At 38.7% G+C, this 19,576-nt stretch carries 14 protein-coding genes and 2 pseudogenes; 5 read left to right on the top strand and 11 right to left on the bottom strand.

Annotation, left to right across the window (positions count from 1 at the left end):
* Nucleotides 1-665: 665 nt before the first annotated feature.
* The 5 genes from ACE1AT_RS26725 to ACE1AT_RS26745 all read right to left on the bottom strand — a co-directional run bounded on the left by ACE1AT_RS26725 (nucleotide 666) and on the right by ACE1AT_RS26745 (nucleotide 8,365).
* Nucleotides 666-1,952, bottom strand: coding sequence for a mannosyltransferase family protein (locus tag ACE1AT_RS26725; protein WP_374873908.1), 1,287 nt, complete (start codon nucleotides 1,950-1,952; stop codon nucleotides 666-668).
* A 265-nt stretch (nucleotides 1,953-2,217) separates the two neighbouring features.
* Entirely contained in the window at nucleotides 2,218-3,729 is a 1,512-nt protein-coding gene (locus ACE1AT_RS26730; protein ID WP_374873910.1) for an ArnT family glycosyltransferase, read from the bottom strand.
* Between the two features lie 376 nt (nucleotides 3,730-4,105).
* Nucleotides 4,106-5,503: a DUF2079 domain-containing protein gene (locus ACE1AT_RS26735; protein WP_374873912.1), complete on the bottom strand. Its 1,398-nt coding sequence runs from the start codon at nucleotides 5,501-5,503 to the stop codon at nucleotides 4,106-4,108.
* Nucleotides 5,504-5,597: 94 nt separating this feature from the next.
* The gene (locus ACE1AT_RS26740) at nucleotides 5,598-7,028 is read right to left on the bottom strand and encodes a DUF2079 domain-containing protein (protein ID WP_374873914.1); all 1,431 of its coding nucleotides are present in this window, start codon (nucleotides 7,026-7,028) and stop codon (nucleotides 5,598-5,600) included.
* 74 nt (nucleotides 7,029-7,102) lie between these two features.
* Nucleotides 7,103-8,365: a mannosyltransferase family protein gene (locus tag ACE1AT_RS26745; RefSeq protein ID WP_374873916.1), complete on the bottom strand. Its 1,263-nt coding sequence runs from the start codon at nucleotides 8,363-8,365 to the stop codon at nucleotides 7,103-7,105.
* Nucleotides 8,366-8,591: 226 nt separating this feature from the next.
* On the opposite strand from ACE1AT_RS26745, the gene dxr reads away from it, so the two are divergent.
* Nucleotides 8,592-9,788, top strand: coding sequence for a 1-deoxy-D-xylulose-5-phosphate reductoisomerase (dxr, locus tag ACE1AT_RS26750; protein WP_374873918.1), 1,197 nt, complete (start codon nucleotides 8,592-8,594; stop codon nucleotides 9,786-9,788).
* 366 nt (nucleotides 9,789-10,154) lie between these two features.
* The gene (locus ACE1AT_RS26755) at nucleotides 10,155-10,346 is read left to right on the top strand and encodes a hypothetical protein (RefSeq protein WP_374873920.1); all 192 of its coding nucleotides are present in this window, start codon (nucleotides 10,155-10,157) and stop codon (nucleotides 10,344-10,346) included.
* A 130-nt stretch (nucleotides 10,347-10,476) separates the two neighbouring features.
* Here ACE1AT_RS26755 and ACE1AT_RS26760 read toward each other — a convergent pair whose 3' ends face one another.
* On the bottom strand, nucleotides 10,477-10,974 hold the full coding sequence (locus ACE1AT_RS26760) for an acyl-CoA thioesterase (protein WP_374873922.1): 498 nt from the start codon (nucleotides 10,972-10,974) through the stop codon (nucleotides 10,477-10,479).
* 118 nt (nucleotides 10,975-11,092) lie between these two features.
* On the opposite strand from ACE1AT_RS26760, the gene ACE1AT_RS26765 reads away from it, so the two are divergent.
* Nucleotides 11,093-13,207 carry a CHAT domain-containing protein gene (locus ACE1AT_RS26765; protein ID WP_374873924.1) on the top strand — a complete coding sequence of 705 codons (2,115 nt, stop codon included), beginning with the start codon at nucleotides 11,093-11,095 and terminating at the stop codon, nucleotides 13,205-13,207.
* A 250-nt stretch (nucleotides 13,208-13,457) separates the two neighbouring features.
* Here the strand turns inward: ACE1AT_RS26765 and ACE1AT_RS26770 are convergent, their stop codons facing one another.
* The 5 genes and pseudogenes from ACE1AT_RS26770 to ACE1AT_RS26790 form a co-directional block, all read right to left on the bottom strand.
* Nucleotides 13,458-13,802, bottom strand: a complete 345-nt coding sequence (locus ACE1AT_RS26770) for a DUF1815 family protein (protein ID WP_026086878.1) — start codon at nucleotides 13,800-13,802, stop codon at nucleotides 13,458-13,460.
* Nucleotides 13,803-14,759: 957 nt separating this feature from the next.
* Complete coding sequence (locus ACE1AT_RS26775) at nucleotides 14,760-16,487, bottom strand: succinate dehydrogenase/fumarate reductase flavoprotein subunit (RefSeq protein WP_374873926.1); 1,728 nt, start codon at nucleotides 16,485-16,487, stop codon at nucleotides 14,760-14,762.
* 156 nt (nucleotides 16,488-16,643) lie between these two features.
* Entirely contained in the window at nucleotides 16,644-16,958 is a 315-nt protein-coding gene (locus tag ACE1AT_RS26780; protein ID WP_374873928.1) for a hypothetical protein, read from the bottom strand.
* A 517-nt stretch (nucleotides 16,959-17,475) separates the two neighbouring features.
* On the bottom strand, nucleotides 17,476-17,811 hold the full coding sequence (locus tag ACE1AT_RS26785) for a XisI protein (RefSeq protein WP_374873930.1): 336 nt from the start codon (nucleotides 17,809-17,811) through the stop codon (nucleotides 17,476-17,478).
* A pseudogene (locus ACE1AT_RS26790) lies at nucleotides 17,799-18,218 on the bottom strand (XisH family protein). The gene ACE1AT_RS26785 and the pseudogene ACE1AT_RS26790 overlap by 13 nt, the downstream one beginning before the upstream one ends.
* A gap of 121 nt (nucleotides 18,219-18,339) precedes the next feature.
* Between ACE1AT_RS26790 and ACE1AT_RS26795 the strand changes: the two are divergent.
* Both ACE1AT_RS26795 and ACE1AT_RS26800 read left to right on the top strand, forming a co-directional pair.
* Nucleotides 18,340-18,531, top strand: a pseudogene (locus tag ACE1AT_RS26795) (SDR family NAD(P)-dependent oxidoreductase); the annotation flags it as partial.
* A gap of 61 nt (nucleotides 18,532-18,592) precedes the next feature.
* Nucleotides 18,593-19,576 (top strand): alpha/beta hydrolase family protein, encoded by a 984-nt coding sequence (locus tag ACE1AT_RS26800; protein WP_374873932.1) that lies wholly within the window; start codon nucleotides 18,593-18,595, stop codon nucleotides 19,574-19,576.

Genomic DNA, 19,576 nt, shown 5'->3' on the forward strand with positions numbered 1-19,576 from the left:
AGATTTTATTTTTTATCTAAAGTATATTCTACTTATAGGTAATATTTTTACATTGAAAAAAAATATTAATTTTTTGGTCAAATCTAGCAGTCAAATTTACATAAACTAGCTAAGACGTACATCAGTCAAAATAGTTTCTTTTTTTGACACCTTTAAAACTTAATTTCTATAATCATTTATTTAACTATTTTATACAGGAACAAATAAAGTTTTACCTTATTACTTAAATCTACTGTGTTAGGAAACTCTAGAAAATCATTTATCTAATTTCTGCAACCAATAAAATTTATTCCTCTTTGTCTCTTCATAACATTTGATTTTGGAGCTAGTCAGAGTTGGGTGCAAAGCGTCACGCCTGATAACCGTCTCTGACTGTGTTGTTTCCTTTATACCAATTTAAAAAAGAATGCAACAGATGGAGTTACAGAACTCTTATGCACGAAAGAGTTTCCCAATCCGTCTTGAAAAGCTTTGAGCGCCGGCTTCTGGCGCACCCTTCGGGTAGACACGGAGTGGCTTCCAAAGGTAGCCGCAAAGCGTCTACAAACTTTTTGCAAAATCTATAGACGCATGAAGTGCGGCTACCTTTGGTAGGCGCGTTAGCGACTTCTGCAAGTAGACAGGGAGTGTCTACTCGACAGAGTAATCCAAAATCCAAAATGGCATTAACCTACCCAACGATCCTGAGCAAAGCCAATAGCAACTCTGGCTAGCAAAACAGAAAACCAGCCTAGAATCAGGTATGCTTGACGGGGATAACGCTCCAAAAAAACACCGAAAGCAACGCTCAAGGGTACAATGCCATAAGCTAGACGGCTCAATGATATCGTACCACCAGAAGCTAGTAGTAAAGCGATACCACAAAAGCCGTAAAAAACAGTAACCGAGGTCAATTCTTTACGTAAGTGCCATAAAATATAAGCACCTCCCAAAACCATGACCGCGTTGAGTAAGTTAGTGATATATCGATCATTAACTAGTATGAGAGAAAATGTAACCACAGCATAAAAGCCGTAAATCTTCGTAACTGAACTCAACTTTTGTTGATGCCGCCACAACAGACAACCACTGCTAACTATGATACTAAACAAGAGTGGATGTAATAATCTGTGAATCCAGCTTTGCTGTGTATCTAGTCTACCTAGTGCGATTTCTGACAGCATCTTCCACCAACCTTGGCCATCAAATCCAAAAGAGGGACGCCATCCTTTTTGAGCATTAATAAAGGCGATCGCATCACCAAAATCAATTGCACAATATAGACTAAATACAAGCAGCCCTATAGCTGTAGCAGCAGCTGCTAAGTAGGCGGCTCTTGGACGACGCTCTTTCCAAGCTGCGATTAAGAAGGCTGGGATTAATGCTATACCTGTAGGACGTGTCGCAGTCGCCATTGCACCCCACAAAGCAGTCCAACGATATTGATGACGATCAAAAGCACGCAAAGCAGCTGCACTTAAAAACAGATATAGTCCTTCGGTATAAATTACTGTTCCAAATAATGAGAGAGGACACCAGGCTAACACAGTAGTTGTCCATCTAGCTTTACTTGTTCCATGATGTTCGCAAACCCAAAAGTATACACAGTAAAGTGCTGCTAAAAATGCGATGTTATTTACTAATAACCCAGCCACTTGAAAAGGTAAACCCAGATCCATAACACCGCGAACCATTAGGGGAAACAATGGAAAAAAAGCAACGTTGTGTTGACGCCCATCATTAATAAATTCATATCCAGAAGTAGCAATGGCACGGTAATGTAGGCTATCCCAACCGTCAAATACTCCCAAACCAAAGCTGGGTAAAATTCCTTCTACAGGTTTGGGTAGATTTGGTGCGATTAGCAACATCGCAGCCCAAATAAATAATCGACTGAGTAACCAAATTGTTGCGGGAAAAAGGAAATCACTTTCCCATATACTTTTTTTGATAAATATCTGAACTTGAGCCATAAGCATTGGTTGTTTAAACTCCTCGGTAAATGTTTATGCTTATGGCTGTAAACCAAATGTCTGTTGGTAATATTTTATGCATTTCACTCCTCCACCAAAATCAATAACTTACTGAAAGCAAACTGAAATGATTAAAATATTTGCAGTTACTATTCAGTAGTCAAGATCGAAGTACTATTTTTATTAGCCTAAGCATTTGTTGTTGCATATATAGTATTGTTGTTAACAATTTTTCCAAAAAATAAAATTAAACAAAGACATTAAGTTATTTCAAAATATACTGTTCTTCGGTTTTAGCTGTATTTGCATAAGTTTTGGAATAATGAGCATTGATATAATCCATAATGTTTTTATCATTCTTAATTTGAATAGTCCATCGGGTTAATATAATTTGCTCTGGGCGATATTTTTTTAATATGCCAAGCATTTTGGCAAACGTCAAATCTCCAGAATTTATTCTTTTATAAGACATAACAGCAATTTCCGGCGGGACGATTAAATCATTGTAAAAAGCATACATAGGATTATCTGTAAATACCCAGTTTGTAAAATCTTTGTATTTTTCAACCATTCGCATTAATTCTAAATTCCTGGGTACACTCCCATGAGGATTTGGAGGAGTTGTAATTACTAAACTAATGAAGATTACGACTAAAGAAAAAGGTAGAAGTATTTTTTGGAAATTAATATTAATCGCTTGGAAATCTTTATGTAAACTCTGCAAAAATAAATCATATAATAAAGCCACCCCATAAGCAGCTAGCCAACAAATCGGGATAGCAAGTAAGGGATAATAGTGATACCAAAGTGGTTGATGATTGAGCAAAATCAATATGGCAGTAACTAACCAGGAAAATGGCAGTAATCCATTTTTATTTTTTTGAGATATAATTGACCAGATCCCGATAAAAGCAAGAAAAATATAATCATAATCTTGATGAATCATGTAGCTGAGATATTTCAGATTATTAAAATTTTCAATGTCTAAATTCTCTGGTTGTTTGAGATGGGTAAAAATTAATTGTTCTTGGTTATCAAATTGTTGATAAAAGACTCCGAATAAGATATAAACTGATCCTAGAACAATCAACCATAAACTTATATTCTTAAACAAGACTATTCTATTTTTTTGAATTTCCTGAATTTTGCTATCAGAGGCTAACAAATCGAATAATATTAAAGGAATTAAAAATACAGTAAAGAATTTAGCTTGCAAAGATAACGCAAAGCATCCAGCAGATAATATCAAATATAAGTTATTTTTTTTATATTTATATATTTTTAACAAATAAACAGATAGCATCGCTAAAGATAAGGATGGAATGCCAATCATTACCGAAATACTTAAGCGAATATATAACCAAGAGGTAAATAATAATATTGTCCCTATTAAAGCTGCAAACTTACCTAATTCCAGGAATATTATTTGATAAAAACACCAGATTAATATCGCTGAAAATATAAGTGTCAGTAAGCGTGCAGCAAAGATAGAATTACCAAATAGTTTCAGCCAATTTGATAAAATAATAGTAAAGAGGGGTGGTTGATCATTCCAAATTTGACTATAGAGAGAAAAACCCTTTGAGTACAAAAATGCTTTCATTAAATTAAAGCCTTCATCATAGTCAAATTGAAATGTTTGTGTGATTGGTTCAAACCTAATTGCAATTACTAAAATAATTACTAGTGATATTATTGAAAATTGAAATAAAATGTTTTTTATTTTGGTAATGTTCATATAAATCGCAAGTTTGGCATAGTTATTAAGGGCGGGCATGAATAATTTTATTATTGATAAAACTTAACACAGATTGTTATACCAATTCAATTAATGATTGCAACATATCCTTGGTAAAGACGCGATAATACTCTTACGAGAAGCCGCTCTTACGAGCGTCTACGCGTCTTTACAGATGGTCTATTTGTCGCATTCTTTTTTCAAATTGGTATTACTAAACCCCTCCTATAGATATCCTGTTTGATTTGTGAAAAATACTTTTTAAGAACGTAGACGCTTTAGCGACTTGCGGCAGGCTAGCACAAAGTACGCAAAGTACGCAAAGAAGGAGGTAAGGAAATTTTCAATCAGGATTTATGATTACTAAATAAAAGTTAAGTATTAAGTATTAAGTAATAAATAATCACTAAATTATTTATTGAGTTCTCTTGACAAATAAATACACGTCATCGCGCTGGTAGACTAGTTGAAATAATTGATAATTTTTCAGTTGATTTACTAGATTTGCGGCAAATTCTGGATTGCGCGTACCATCTGGGTGGCGCACGTTCAGCAATATATACTCAAATGGATTTAAGTCTGCGGGTGGGCCGCTAATATCATCTACAAATTGAATCATCGGACGGTGACTTAAATGTGGGGCGATGCTGTGGGTAGTTAAAACAGGGCCTTTTGTCTGAACTTGAGCGATCGCTTGATTTGTTGCTTGCCAATTATCAACTGTTCTCAGATATCGTGACCAAAAATAGCCGTATTTTCCTAATACCATGAAACCTAATATTGCCCACAAAATTATTTTCTTTTTGGAACGCAGCCATCCTTGATCAGCAGCAAGACTAGCAATTACAGCCAAAATTAAAAATGGCAGTATCGGTAAAGAATATTGATGAATTAAGTCACGTTGGGCTGATTTTTCAGAAAGAATATTTAAAGCTAATGCTGGAATCGCACTTACCAAAGGAGTTAAATATCGCGGTGTAAGTCCCCAAATTACAGGTGCAACTAACAATCCTAAATATTCCAGTGTATCTAGTGAAAATACTTTACCAAAAATGATATTTGGTTTGAGGAAAATATTACTAGCAATTGCGAAAACAGAATCACCTAAATAGCTGTAACGTTCTACTGCTGCTGCTTCATTATTACTAAATAGGGGAATAATTACTTGGCTAGAAATTAAAAACCAACTGATACCAGCAATCAGAGCAAATGTACCGCAAAAACGCCGCCGTTCAAACACCAGCAGCCAGAAACCCATCGCCGCTACCGTCAGCGATAAGACGGCTTTACAACCCAAAATAAAAATAGTACCAAGACAAAACCACAATACCTTACCTAACCGTGCTGCCAAAACAACACCCAGAAATACGGGAATAGACATTACTTCTGGGTGAAATTCAAAGATATTGACATTAAAAATCAATGGATACAGTAGATAAACTGCTGTCATTGCTACTGCTTGGCTTTGCTTCAGTCCTGCTTGTAAGGCAAGATAATAAGTCGGTACAGCACCTAAAGCGAGGGATACAGCTTGTACAGCTAACAACCAGTAGGCGCTGGGATAAATCTTGTAAAGTAAAGCCAATGGATAGACTGAAAAAGCTGCATGGTTCCCCATGTGATGAAAGCCTAGAAAAGAGGAAATAGGCGGTTGTCCTTGGCTGATTAAGTAAACAACCTGGTCGTAAATTCCTAAATCCAGAACTCCTGACTGAAACAGTGTATGTCTGATGCTGCTGCACGCAAACAACACTAAGGCGCTGATCCCAGTCATCCAACCGATAATACCAAACTGAAAAAGTTGTTTTTTCACTCCTCGTTACAAGTAAAAAATATTGTTAATCTTTTCTTAATCTAATTATTTTACGATTTTCTGGAAAAAAGACAGAAATAGAGACATTTAAGTTTCAATTAAGCTTTTTATCTCTAGCAGAAGAGTTTTTCACAAATAAATAAACGTCGTCTTGCTGGTAGTTGAGTTGAAACTGTTGAGTATTTTTGAGCTGATTGACTAACTTCATGGCAAAATCGCGATTACTGAGCCAACCGGGATGACGGGTATTTAAGAGTATATATTCAAATTTCGTTATCTCTGCTGGTGGGGAATTTGCATCTGTAAACTCAATGAGTGGACGATCGCTTAAATGAGAGGCAATTTCGGCAGTGGTATAAACACCTCCTTGGGTTTTAACTTGGGCGATCGCTTGTCGTGTAGCTTGCCAAGTATCGAATGAGTCCAGATAAATTGTCCAAAAATATCCGTATTTAGCTAATGCAAAAAAAGCTACTAAAGACCAAAGGATAATTGTTCTTGGTCTTTGTATCCATCCTTTTCCAGTAGCCAGGGTTTGAATTACGACCACTAACAAAAAAGGTAGGATTGGTAAAGAATACTGATGTACTAAGTTTCTTTGTTGACTAGCATTCGCGAGAATATTCAACATCAGTGTGGGAATAGCAGCAATTAAAGGTAGCAAATGTCGAGGCGAAATTCCCCAGATCACTGGTGCAAAAAGTAAAGCTAAATACTCTAAAGTATTGAGAGAGAAAATTTTTGCTAGTACTAAGTTGGGATTGAAGAGTAAATTTTGAGCGATTTCAACAAAAGAATTTCCCAGGTAGCTATAGCGTGAGATGTGGCGAGTGACTGAGGCTGCTTCACCACCAAAAAAAGGGATGATGGCTTTGGTGGCGATCGCAAACCAAATAATTCCACTAAGTATGGCGATCGCACCATACAACCGCCTTTTTTCAAATACCAGTAGCCAGACTCCCATGGCTGCAACTGTGAGAGACAATACTGCTTTACATCCCAATGCAAGGAAGATACTGAAACAAAACCAGCCAAATTTTGCCAAACGGGCAGCTAAAATTGCTCCTAAGAGTGCAGGTAAGGCTATGACTTCGGGGTGAAAATCATACAGATTAATATTAAATACCAATGGATACAATAGATAAACTATTGTCACTGCGATTACTTGTCGCGCCGTTAGTCCAGCTTGACGCGCCATAGAATTAGTTAGCAGCGCACCTGATGCTAAGGCAGTTGCCTGTACAAACAACAACCAGTAAACACTAGGATAGATTTTATAAAGTAAAGCCAATGGATATAAAATTGTCGCCGCATGATCCCCAAGAATGTGAAACCCCAAGAATGAGGAAATAGGGGACTGTCCTTGGCTAATTAAGTAGACGGCTTGATCGAAAATTCCTAAATCCCAAGCCGCAGAATGAAACAGTTCGTGTCGTAAACTGCTACACCCAAATAATAATAAGACACTAGCGCAAGTTATAAAGGAGACGCGATTCATCGCGTCTGTACAATATTTATTGGGCATTGGGCATTGGGCAACAAGTTCTTAATTTTGACTTTTGACTTTTGACTTTTGACTTGTTTTGTCCCCAATCCCCTTCACCCAACCCAAAGTTCCTGGGCAAATCGGACGGAGAAACTGGCAAGTAAAATCGTGAAAAAGCATAAGGTTAAGTATCCGTAGCGAGGATAGCGAGATAACAACACACCAAGGGCGATGCTGAATGAAACTATTCCGTAGACAATGCGATTCAATGACCAAGTTCCGCCAGAGGCAAAAATTAGTCCCAAACCACAGAAACCATAAATTACTGTGATCAAAGTTAATTGTCTGCGTAAATGCCATAACAAGTAAGCACCACCTAAAACCGCCAAAGTGTTAAGCAGAGGATCGCCTACGAGTATCCATAAAAGTAAAAATAAAACTGCAAAACCATAATCTACTTTTGCTGCACCCAAGCGTTTGCGATCGCGCCAAATCAAAAAACCAATCAAAACGATTGCAGTAAATAATAGCGGATGCAGGGGATCTTTAATCCAGCCGTATTTCCAATTAGCTGTGCCGATTGTAATTTGCATCAGCATTTTCCACCAACCCTGCCAATCAAATCCCAAAGAAGAACGCCAGCCTTTTTGGGCGTGAATAAATGCCAAAGGATCGTCAAATTCGATATCACAATACAGGCTAAATAGCAATATTCCCGCAGCAGTAGCTAAACCAGCAAGATAAGCAACAGGCGATCGCTTTTGTTTCCAAGCAGTAATTAAAAAAGCCGGGATCAGTGCTAATCCTGTGGGACGTGTCGCTGTTGCCATTGCTCCCCAAAAGCCACTCCAACCATACTGATTCTTGTCAAAAGCCCGTAAAGCTGCTGTACTCAAAAATAAATACAATCCCTCAGTATAAATTACTGCTGTAAATAACGATGGTGGACACCATGCTAGTACAGCAATTGCCCAACGTGCGCCCTGTGTACTGTGAAATTCCTTTACCCAAAAATATACACAGTAAAGTGTAGCTAAAAAAGCAATATTGTTGACTATCACCCCTGCAACTTCAAACGACAAGCCAAAATTCATCATTCCCCGCACAATCAGAGGAAATAAGGGAAAAAAAGCTATATTGTGTCCTTTGCCATCATCCAGGTATTCATAACCAGAGGTAGTGATATTGCGGTAATGGATGCTATCCCAAGCATCAAAAACCCCCCAGCCAAAAACAGCTGCTTTTCCTCCTGATGGTGCATCCAACAAAGGAGCAAGCAATAACATAGCACTCCAAATCACCAGCCTGCTGGAAACCCAGATTGTTATGGGAAAGAGTACATCATTTTTTAACAGGTATTTTCTGATATAAGACATAAAAGAATCGGGAATAAGGGATTCTCCAAAGGAGACACTACACGTAGACGCGTAAGCGGCTTCTCGCAGAGTACGGGGATCGGGGATTAAGCAACAAGTTCTTAATTTTGACTTTTGACTTTTGACTTTTGACTTTTGACTTTTGACTTTTGACTTGTTTTGTCCCCTATCCCCAAGAGTACGAAGCAATTTAAGATTGGAGTTGTCTGTTGATCCCTAAATAATTGTGAAAACAATAACTCTTCTTGGTTCTACTGGCTCTATCGGTACTCAGACTTTAGATATTGTCGCTAATAATCCGGATAAGTTTCGGATTGTTGGTTTAGCGGCTGGGAATAATGTGGAATTGTTAGCTGCTCAAATTCGACAATTTCGACCGAGTATAGCAGCGATTTATGCAGAGGAAAAATTATCAGCACTCAAGGAAGCGATCGCTGATCTTGATCCCCAACCAATTCTCTTGGCTGGTGATGCAGGGATCGTAGAAGTTGCACGCTATGGTGATGCTCAAACTGTGGTTACGGGTATTGTTGGCTGTGCAGGATTATTACCGACGATTGCAGCAATTGAAGCTGGTAAAGATATCGCTTTAGCTAATAAAGAAACTTTGATTGCTGGTGGCCCTGTTGTTCTACCTTTAATTGAGAAACATGGGATAAAATTATTACCAGCAGATTCGGAACATTCGGCGATATTTCAATGCTTGCAGGGTGTACCGCAAGATGGATTGCGTAAGATTATACTTACAGCTTCCGGTGGTGCTTTCCGGGATTGGCCTACAGAAAAATTAGCAGAAGTGACTGTTGCTGATGCCCTTAAACATCCTAATTGGTCGATGGGCCGGAAAATCACTGTGGATTCTGCCACTTTGATGAATAAGGGATTAGAAGTAATTGAAGCTCATTTTTTGTTTGGTTTAGATTATCAAGACATTGAAATTGTCATCCATCCCCAAAGTATTATTCACTCTTTAATAGAACTTCAGGATACTTCTGTGTTAGCTCAATTGGGCTGGCCTGATATGCGTTTACCTTTGCTATATGCTTTATCTTGGCCCGAACGCATTTACACCGACTGGGAAAGATTAGATATGGTAAAAGCTGGTAATTTAACCTTCCGGGAACCAGACCACAAGAAGTATCCTTGTATGCAGTTGGCTTATGCTGCTGGTAAGGCTGGTGGTTCGATGCCGGCTGTTTTGAATGCAGCAAATGAACAAGCCGTAGCTTTATTTTTGTCAGAAAAAATTAGTTATTTAGATATCGCTCGGTACATCGAATGGGTATGCGATCGCTTCTCATCTGAAAACCGTTCAAATCCCACTTTAGATGACATTTTGGCTGCCGACCAATGGGCTAGACAAGAAGTTTTGACTGCCACTAAAAATTTGGAATCTCACCCCAAAATAATTTCCCTTAGATAAAAAATAAAATACTTCAATTAATTAGCGTTCAGTATAAGGCTGAACGCTGAAGTTTTCATAAATTAATTATTTTAAATGGAAGCAAAAATATTTTATATTTTTTTATAAAAATTATTATAAAAAATCAGATGATTTGTGTTACTATTTTGTGTACTAATATTCAGGAAAAATAAACATAAAACCTAATATTGATTTTAAATAATTGCTGTCCTTTGTGGTTATCAAAAAATATCTTTATAACCACATAATTGAGATTTATTAGCATTCTTCAAACAGAGTTTACCACCACAATTTAATTTTAAATTAAATCGCCTTTTCTAACATCATCTTGTTGACAGTCAAGGCGAGATTTTGGGATTGATGATTATGCTTATAGCCCTAATTGTCGCTTGGTTAATATTCACAATCTTAATTAAAGTAGTCAAAACGACCGTGAAAACCGCTTTTATCATTGCTGCGATCGTCGTTTTGCTACAGGTTGGCTATGGTATTGGGCCTCAAGAGATATGGAATTATATAGTGCAAATTCCCCAGAAGTTACCACAGATAGGTAAGTAGTGAGGGATCGGGGATCGGGGACAAGGGGGACAACTTCTCAGTTATCAGTTATCAGTTATCAAATTAAACTGGTAACTGTTAACTGTTAACTGATTCATGCCCAATGCCCCCAATGCCCATTGACCAGCAATCATTTTTTCAATGAAGCTGAGATTTTTGCCAACGCATCTTGAACGTTGGCAGGTAGTTGACGCATGATTTTACCTCTTTCTCGGTCTAGGGCTACTAATGTGACTTGACCTGTAACATACAATTCTTGTCTATCTGGAGATTCAATCACGTAATCCCAATTGATGCGGACACTGGTGACTTCTGTCATGCGTGTTTTGACTACTGCTACCATACCCAGCTGAATCGAACGGTGGTAGCGTAGCGAAAGTTCTACTACTGGCAAATCGCAACCTAAAGCCACCAAGTCCGCGTATTGTACACCGATGGAACGTAAGCATTCTACCCGTGCTTCTTCCATCCACGCTATATAAGTACCGTGCCACACCACGCCTAAATAGTCGGTGTGATGAGGCTGTACTCTTACGGGATATTCAAACCAATACTCAAGTGTCTGACTTGTAGGACTGTCTATCGCAGTTGTAGGTAGTTGGGGTAAGTTTGTTTTTTCTTCAGACATCTTAAATTTTCTTAGGATTTCTCAGAGTTTGTCCACTTTTTGAAATAGCATAAACAATAGTAGCTTTATGCAACTATTTTCCTTGAGTCAAAAGCAAACCAATACTGGGAGGGTTTTTATGCACCCTCGGAAAACATATTCAAATATTTTTTCTGCTGGCTTGGTGTTTTCTCTAGGTTCAGGAATGTTACTTTCAGAAAATATCCCGGTAACAGCAAATACAAGTATACAAAATAAATATGCTGAAATAACTAAATTTTCACTCCAGAATACTAGTCGTTCTGCTCAGATTAAGCAACTTAATCAAGAGGCAATCAAACTATCTCAACAAAAGCGTTTTCAAGATGCGTTGCGGAAATTACAAACAGCTTTAGAGATTAGCAGAAATATTCAGCAAAAGTCGCTGGAAGCAATTACTTTCAATAATATTGGCAGAGTTTACCAACAACAAAATAAATTTTCCCAAGCATTTAATGCTTATTTGCAAGCTTTAGCTATCAATAAAGAACTTAGTATTAATGAGAAAAATCCTGGACAGGCTCATATTGCTTTTGGGAAAACCTACAGTAATTTAGGATACTTACTAGCTATCCAGAATCAACCTGAGTTAGCGATGTTCTTTTACAAGCATTGTGTCAACAATCGCGAAAAAGTCCGCTTGAATCCAGCAGCTTTTTCTGGCGAACAGTTAGATGCTTATAATCTCACTGTTCGCCAGACATACCAAGCTTTAGGTGAAGGATTACTGCAAAGCGATCGCACTGAAGAAGGACAACGTATTCTGGACTTAATAAAAATCGAAGAATTGGAAGAATATCTCCACAATGTCGAAGGTAATCAAAGAACTGCTAAAGGGATTGAGATCACACCAGCCGAAAAACCAATTAAGCAAAAACTAGATCAAACCCTTGATAGTGCAGTTGTACTAGGTAAAGAACTGACGAAATTACGTCAGATTCCGCAAGAGTTGCGATCGCCACAACAAAAACAACGCATCCAACAAATAGTAGAAAATCAACAGCAAATTTTGGATGAGTTCAACAATTTTATCAATAGTTCAGATGTCAAAACACAGGTAGAACAAATTAGCCGCACAGCTAGGCGGCAAAATCTAGATTTGGAAAGTCTCAATGAAATTCGTGATAATTTAGCACGACTACCAGATAAATCTGTAATCTTATATCCTCTAGTATTAGAAAATAGTTTGGAATTGGTATTAGTAACTCCTGATTCACCACCAATTCATCGTACGGTTGCTGTGAAAAAAGCAGACCTCCAGCAAACAATTCTCAGCTTTCGCAAAGCCTTAGAAAACCCTAGTTTAGATGTCAAAAAACCTGCACGTCAATTGTATGATTGGCTGATCAAACCCATAGAAAAAGAACTTACCCAAGCAGCTACCAAAACTATAGTTTACGCACCAGATGGGCAGTTACGTTACATTCCTTTAGCGGCTTTATTTGATGGCAAACAATGGTTAGTGGAGCGCTATAGTATCAATCACATCACTGCTGCCAGTTTGACAAACTTTAACACACAGCCCTCATCAAATATACGTATTTTGGCAGCAGCATTTACTAAAGGCAGTTATGAAGTCAAAGTTGCTAATCGACAAGAAACTTTTTCTGGATTGCCTTTTGCAGCCAAAGAAATAGAAAATCTGGCGACCATAATCCCAGGAACCAAGAAAGTTTTAAATGATGCCTTTAACCCAAAAATGACTGTGCCACAAATGGATGATTTTACAATTGTCCATATGGCAACCCATGCGGCATTTGTTGTAGGCAAACCAGAAGATTCTTTTATTTTATTTGGGAACGGTGAACGGGCTACCCTCAAAGATGTTGGCACTTGGTCACTACCGCGAGTAGATTTAGTAGTGCTGAGTGCCTGCGAGACAGGTCTAGGGGGCAAATTAGGTAACGGTGAGGAAATTTTAGGTTTTGGTTATCAGATGCAAAAAACTGGTGCGAGATCAGCCATTGCTTCACTCTGGGCTGTAGATGATGGCGGTACGCAGGCGTTGATGAGTGCTTTTTATGCTCTACTATCTTCAGGAAAATTAACAAAAGCTCAAGCTTTACGACAAGCACAAATAGCGCTAATCACAGGAAATTCGTCTAATTTGGGTCAGGAGCAAAGCAGAAGTGAGAATCTATCAGCATCTGTTTCGGGTAGCCTTAGTCATCCCTACTATTGGGCGCCCTTTATTTTGATCGGAAACGGATTGTAATAAATAATAACGTTGGAACTCGTACAAGCAGGCAACAGTAAATTTTCAAAACATTTAGTTGCAAGTTTTCTGTCTATTTTTAGATGCTAACTTGACTAATGGGATACTGTTGTCTTAGCCAATAGCCAATTGTTAATAGTTTGTAGACTATTGACCTGGGCTATTGACTTTAAAGTAGCTCCTGGTTCCCTATATGTCATTTTTTTCGATTACGACTTTGTCCGTACTACCTGAGCAGTGACAGTTTTAATTAGTAACGTTTAGCCAGGGTTTTATTGGTTACAGAAGCCTGGGTAGGGACTTTGACGATGTTGGCTAGTTCCTGTAATTGGTTAACTGCCTCAGCACCCTCTAGCTTCATGAGTTCGCGATCATCGCGCATTTCTGTCCAAGTAATCCCGTAATCAGATACCAAAAACCGAATCAGGTGGTTTTCTCCCAAGCTAACCATAAATGAAGCACTGTTCATCTGGTCGCCGCATGTGTAACAAGACGCTGGATATCCACGTCGCTCTAGAACAATTGCCAAAGCTTGCAGATTCATTACTAGGTCTTGAACGAATTGCCGATGTTGTTGCGCTAGTCTTAGAAACACTAATTTCCTCCTAACACCACAGTCATGTGATCCCTTTTATATTTTCTTTAGATTTTCCCATCCACTGGTATTGTAAACTATTCATTACAATTCCCAGACAAAAACTTTTAAGTCGTTACAAACCTACCTAGCTTAAGGTAGTACATTACGGCTTGTGTCGCCGTATCAAAATATTCAATTTGCAAACATCAAATTTCAGACAGAATTGTCAAATTAAATATTATCTTTATACGTTTCTGTCAGGGTAGATGATCAGTTAAAACAATCCGCTATAAGATTAACTCATATTTAGCACAAGTCAACCACTAAAAAACCACATATCGCACCTTAATCGACGATTTGCAGTGAAATATTGGATTTATCAATGGCTATTACGCCATTTAGCTTTTATTTATGTTGATTTTTGTACGCAATGAGCTTTTGTGCTATCCAACAGCGTAATCTGGCATTACCCAACTATTGATTTATCTACTCACTTACTCCTGAATACATAGAATTTAGTAGATGACCGTGATGATTTGAGATTGCTAATTTACGGGTAATGCTTTTGACAAACTTTTGCTTGTACTCTGACTTTACTGATTCACAATCTCAAATAAAACTCAATTCGTTTGACTTATTTCCTGACAATAACTAAACGTTACCAGGTGATGTTGCCATTTCGGCATTATTTAAGATTAAAGCATTATTAAATTGTCATAAATGATACTTTTTATGTTGGGATCGGGGATCGGGGACAAGGGAGACAAGGGAGACAAGGGAGACAAGGGAGACACGGGAGACACGGGAGACACGGGAGACACGGGAGACACGGGAGACACAGGAGTGTGGGGAGAATTATTTAACAAGTCTCTTCCCAATCCCCAATCCCCAATCCCCGATCCCCAATCCCCGATCCCCAATCCCCGATCCCCGATCCCCGATCCCCGATCCCCAATCCCCAATCCCCAATCCCTTTTAATACTTCCGCTCCTGTGGCTCAAACATGGTAATTGTCACTGGACGATACTGAATATCAATTCCTGCTGGTGAATAATAAGCCATTGTGTGTTTGAGGAAATTCTGGTCATCTCGTTGGGAATAATCTTCACGGAAGTGAGCGCCACGGCTTTCTTGGCGATTGAGCGCTGAGGCCAAAATCATTTGTCCGACAACCATCAAACTTTGTAGTTCTAAAGCTTCAATAATTTCTGTATTCCAACAGCTACCTTGATCATCTAAGTATATCTGCGAATATTGTTGTTGCAATTGTTGTAATTTTTGTAGACCTTCACTCATTAAATCTGCGGTGCGAAAGACACCGCAAAATTGAGTCATTGTGTCCTGAAATGTCTGACGAATTTGGTTAATCCGGTACTTTCCTGACTGATCTAGTAAAGCCTGAATTTGTTGTTTGGCTTCGCGGAGGTAGCGTTGTTCATTGATCTCCGGTAACTTGCGATTTTGTATGTATTCTGCGATCGCAGCCCCAGTTCTGCGTCCATAAACTACGCATTCTAGTAAAGAATTGCTACCAAGACGATTAGCACCATGCACAGAAACACAAGCAGTTTCACCAGCAGCAAAGAAACCTTCGACGAAATGATCCCCGCTACTGCGGACTCGACCATCGGTGTTAACAGGGATACCACCCATACAATAATGGATGGTCGGACGTACGGGCATAGGTTGAGTTACCGCATCCACACCCACTAAACGATGAGCTTCTTCCCAACAGAAAGGAATACGGCTCATGATTTTTTCCCTACCCATGTGGCGCAAGTCAAGATAAACAAAGGAACCACCAGCACTTCCATCAGGATGAATACCACGACCAGCCCGAATTTCGTAAGCGATCGCGCGTGAGGTAATATCACGGGGAGCAAGTTCCATGCGACTAGGAGCATATCTAGCCATAAACCTTTCTCCCTCGCTGTTGATCAAATACGCTCCCTCACCACGTACCGCCTCCGAAATCAACACCCCGACTGGATACAATCCTGTAGGATGAAACTGTACAAATTCCATATCTTCCAAAGGTAAACCAGCAAGTGCGGTCATTGCTAAACCATCGCCCGTGGAAGCGTAATCATTAGAAGTAGTATTATATACCCGTCCATAACCACCCGTGGCAAACATGATTGCTTTGGCGCGGATCACCTCGATATGTCCATCTAATATGTGATACATCACCACTCCCTTGGCCTGATTTTCTTCCAAAATCAAGCGCATCACATACCACTCTTCATAAACTTGCACACCATAGCGCCGCAAATTATTTACCAATTCATGCAAAATCGCATGACCAGTCTTATCAGCAGCGTAGCAAGTACGATTGTGGGAATGTCCACCAAAAGCACGTTGAGCAATGCGTCCATCACTCAAGCGGGAAAACAACACACCCATGTGTTCTAAATCAATTACTACATCCGGTGCTTCACGAGTCAGAATTTCGACAGCATCTTGATCTGCCAAGTAGTCAGAACCCTTAACTGTATCAAAAGCGTGTGCTTCCCAAGTATCAGATGAGTCAACATTTTTGAGCGTCGCCGCAATCCCACCTTGAGCAGCAACCGAGTGAGAACGAATAGGGTGGGTTTTAGCAACTATAGCAACATTCAAACTGGGATTTTTTCTAGCTATTTCCACTGCGGCGCGACATCCCGCCAAGCCACCACCGATAATAATTACATCATGTTCCAGCATATTTAGTTCCCAACTGTAAAAAAAACTGTAAAAAAAGCCACTTTTCCATTTTAAGAACGCGATGAATTGCATCTGCAAAAAAAATTCCCCGCCAATCGACAGGGAATTTATGCCCAATATCCAGACTTAAATCTAAAAACTAAAATCTAAAATTTATTAACTGGTTGCTTCTACAGGTTTTTGCTGCGAAACATTACCAGAGATTGGTTGCATTTTTGTTCCTGCTTCTACAGGAGACAATTCTATATGATTTAACAAAGTAGTGACAAAAGCAAAAAGCAAGAAAGGCAAAGACAACAAAACAACAAGCCCAACCGCAGCTAAAGCATAAACTGGTCGTCTTGCACCCATTAGTGCTAAGGCTGATGCCAAACTAATGGTGATCGTAATCAACCAAACAATGATTTGACCGTAAATATCACCGAAGGTAAGAGTACAGACAAATCTATACTTTTGAATGTTATTTATCATTTTATTTGCCTCTAGTATCTCCTTTAGGTTCTACGTTAGAACCAGGTTTGACTTTTTGACAATTTCTAAATATTTTTGAAACTATTGTAATATGACTTAACAATTCATACTGTCTTCAGAGAAAGTAATTTCCAAATTTAATCAATCTTTGGATATATATATTTACTCAGACCAATAAACTATGTGTAAAGTATCAATGGGGTTAATTTTAACTAATGTTAAATTTATTTATATTTCCTTTATTTACTCAATTTTTAGTAAAAGAATCGGGAATGTTGTAAACAATCGGCTTGACGTTGGGTAACAGAAGGCGATCGGTGGTCTGTGAAATCTTCTGACTTTAAAGATTTAATCGTTATGGTTGGCGACATAATCCCGTACTTTTAAGATGCCACTATGATCACAAATTTGATTAGTGTTATTGCGTATTGTGCTAGCACTCTAGCTGCTAAATTAAGGAGAGCTTTTGGTAATGCGATCGCACTTGATTACAACTAATTATATTTACACTTCTACATTAACCCACAGCATATTCCGTAAACTGCCGCATAAATGGTGACTGAAATCCTAAAACAATATCTTCCTTTGGAACTCCAGCATTCACCAAATCAGCTGCAATATCATCTTCCGTACCATTCCATTGCAGCCAAATTTTACCACCTTTAATATCAATGTGTAATATACAACTGTGTACCCAATCCTGTCCTTCCCAGCCTAAATAAACTATTTGATAATGGTCACGTTCGGTGTCAAAAATGGTTTCAACTTCAATATTGCCATAAGCAGGTTTTTGCTGACCATATTCTGAAAGCATCTGTTGTACGATCTGACGATACCTTACTATTTTTTCCATTCAAAAATCACCTCACTCTCAACATCATAAACAATCATTTTCACTCGATTTTCTTCCACCATTTCCTGGGGGAAATCAAGTTGAAAAAATGTTCTATAAGTAGTCAAAGGTACTGCTAAATATAAAATGCGCTCTGGTTCTCTTCGCCTTAATGCACCTCTGTAATTGATAAATTGTCCCAATGCGGTGTGAAATTCTGAAATCGCAGAAGATTTTTCTAGAAAACTCTTGACTTCAACAGCAATTTTTTCATTTTCTCTTTCTGCGGCTATCAGTTTTTATGCTGCTAAATCAATCGACATTTTTACACCACCCACGTTAAATAAAAGCGGGTCATGAGTTATCTGCCAACCATCCTTTTGTAAAGCTATTTTCACAACCTCATGAAAGACATCTTTAGCAGACATAGGTATCTATTATACTATTTTCCACTTCTTAAGATATCGTGTTGCTGCATTTTCAGCACTTTTCTACGATACAAAAGCTACTTACTGTAATACTTTTACTGTAGGCGATCGCCTGTTCTTGTCTGAACCTGCAACTGGGAATGGAGTTTTCACCGAAAATCCAGGTATTGCTGGTATGATTAATCGTGCAGATGTGGCACTCTTAGTTTGCCGTTGTTTAAATTCTGATGCTACTAACAATAAAGTTTTGTCAGCAATAGATGCAAATATGTTGTTTGGACAACCAGAGTTTGAAAAATTTCATCTGGATTGATTTGAGAAAATTCTACTTGGCAGTTATGATTTGATATTAGTAGCGTAAGATACTCTGTGACATGACTGTGCGTGCTTTCTTTCAAACAGCAAAAGTCGAAAGTGTTAAGCCTCCTTACGATACGATTTATCTCAAAATCTTGTATCCAGCACAGATGTCAGGTAGCCATACAGAAAATAACCTGGGAATTGTGCCTGTCGATCGCCAAAAAGCCCCCTTTCCAGTGGTAATTTTTTTTAACGGGTTTAACTGTGAAGCCTATATATATCAATGGTTAGCAGTGAAACTGGTTGAACGTGGACTGGTGGTGGTTACATTTAACTGGGTTGCAGAAGATTTTCCAGGAGTAGTAAGCATGACTCCAGGAGTGGATATGACTGCGTGGAAACCTGGAATTTATGGTACTGTTCCCACTGCTTCTGCTTTACCGACATTGCTGGCGAAACTCGAACAGTTACAAGCAGAGGGAATCCTAGCTGGAATGCTTGACTTAGAACGGGTGATTTTGGGTGGACACTCCGCAGGTGGCACGGTAGCGATCGAAAATGCTAATCCTAGTTTTTTCCCACAGGTCGCAGCATCTTTTGCTTATGCTGCCCATTCTATGGGAGGGACAATCATGGGATACAAACCGGGTACGATTTTGCCTTTACCGGATTCTCTACCGATGTTATTGATTGGGGGAACTCGTGATGGAGTGATTGCAAATAGTAGCGATCGCTATGGGATCACTTCAGGTGATGCAACCACTGCTGTGATGCGTACATTCCAAGAAGCAATTAGTGGGGGACGAAATGATAGCTATTTGGTGTTTCTAGAGGGAGCAAATCATTTTATCATTGCTGATCCTTTCGACTTCACCACAGGTAGAGCATTTCTTGACTTTCCAACTACTCAAAGTCCAGAAGCATTGCGGTTATTAATGGCGGATATAATTGGTTTATTTATTGATGCCCATGTTCGCCATCAAACAGAAGCGTTTGATGAATTGAATCGATTATTGAATGATTTTAATACTTTGATTCAATCATGGCAAAGTAAGTAA

This window comes from Pelatocladus sp. BLCC-F211 (genome assembly GCF_041928655.1).
GTDB lineage: Bacteria > Cyanobacteriota > Cyanobacteriia > Cyanobacteriales > Nostocaceae > Pelatocladus.

What these genes read in the sequence shown, in the direction of transcription:
- ACE1AT_RS26800 (WP_374873932.1), top strand. Translation starts at nt 18,593, where the DNA reads ATGACTGTGCGTGCTTTCTTTCAAACAGCAAAAGTCGAAAGTGTTAAG.
- ACE1AT_RS26730 (WP_374873910.1), bottom strand. Translation starts at nt 3,729, where the DNA reads ATGCCCGCCCTTAATAACTATGCCAAACTTGCGATTTATATGAACATT.
- ACE1AT_RS26760 (WP_374873922.1), bottom strand. Translation starts at nt 10,974, where the DNA reads ATGTCTGAAGAAAAAACAAACTTACCCCAACTACCTACAACTGCGATA.
- ACE1AT_RS26785 (WP_374873930.1), bottom strand. Translation starts at nt 17,811, where the DNA reads ATGGAAAAAATAGTAAGGTATCGTCAGATCGTACAACAGATGCTTTCA.
- ACE1AT_RS26725 (WP_374873908.1), bottom strand. Translation starts at nt 1,952, where the DNA reads ATGGCTCAAGTTCAGATATTTATCAAAAAAAGTATATGGGAAAGTGAT.
- ACE1AT_RS26745 (WP_374873916.1), bottom strand. Translation starts at nt 8,365, where the DNA reads ATGTCTTATATCAGAAAATACCTGTTAAAAAATGATGTACTCTTTCCC.
- ACE1AT_RS26755 (WP_374873920.1), top strand. Translation starts at nt 10,155, where the DNA reads ATGCTTATAGCCCTAATTGTCGCTTGGTTAATATTCACAATCTTAATT.
- ACE1AT_RS26765 (WP_374873924.1), top strand. Translation starts at nt 11,093, where the DNA reads ATGCACCCTCGGAAAACATATTCAAATATTTTTTCTGCTGGCTTGGTG.
- ACE1AT_RS26740 (WP_374873914.1), bottom strand. Translation starts at nt 7,028, where the DNA reads ATGCCCAATAAATATTGTACAGACGCGATGAATCGCGTCTCCTTTATA.
- ACE1AT_RS26780 (WP_374873928.1), bottom strand. Translation starts at nt 16,958, where the DNA reads ATGATAAATAACATTCAAAAGTATAGATTTGTCTGTACTCTTACCTTC.
- ACE1AT_RS26775 (WP_374873926.1), bottom strand. Translation starts at nt 16,487, where the DNA reads ATGCTGGAACATGATGTAATTATTATCGGTGGTGGCTTGGCGGGATGT.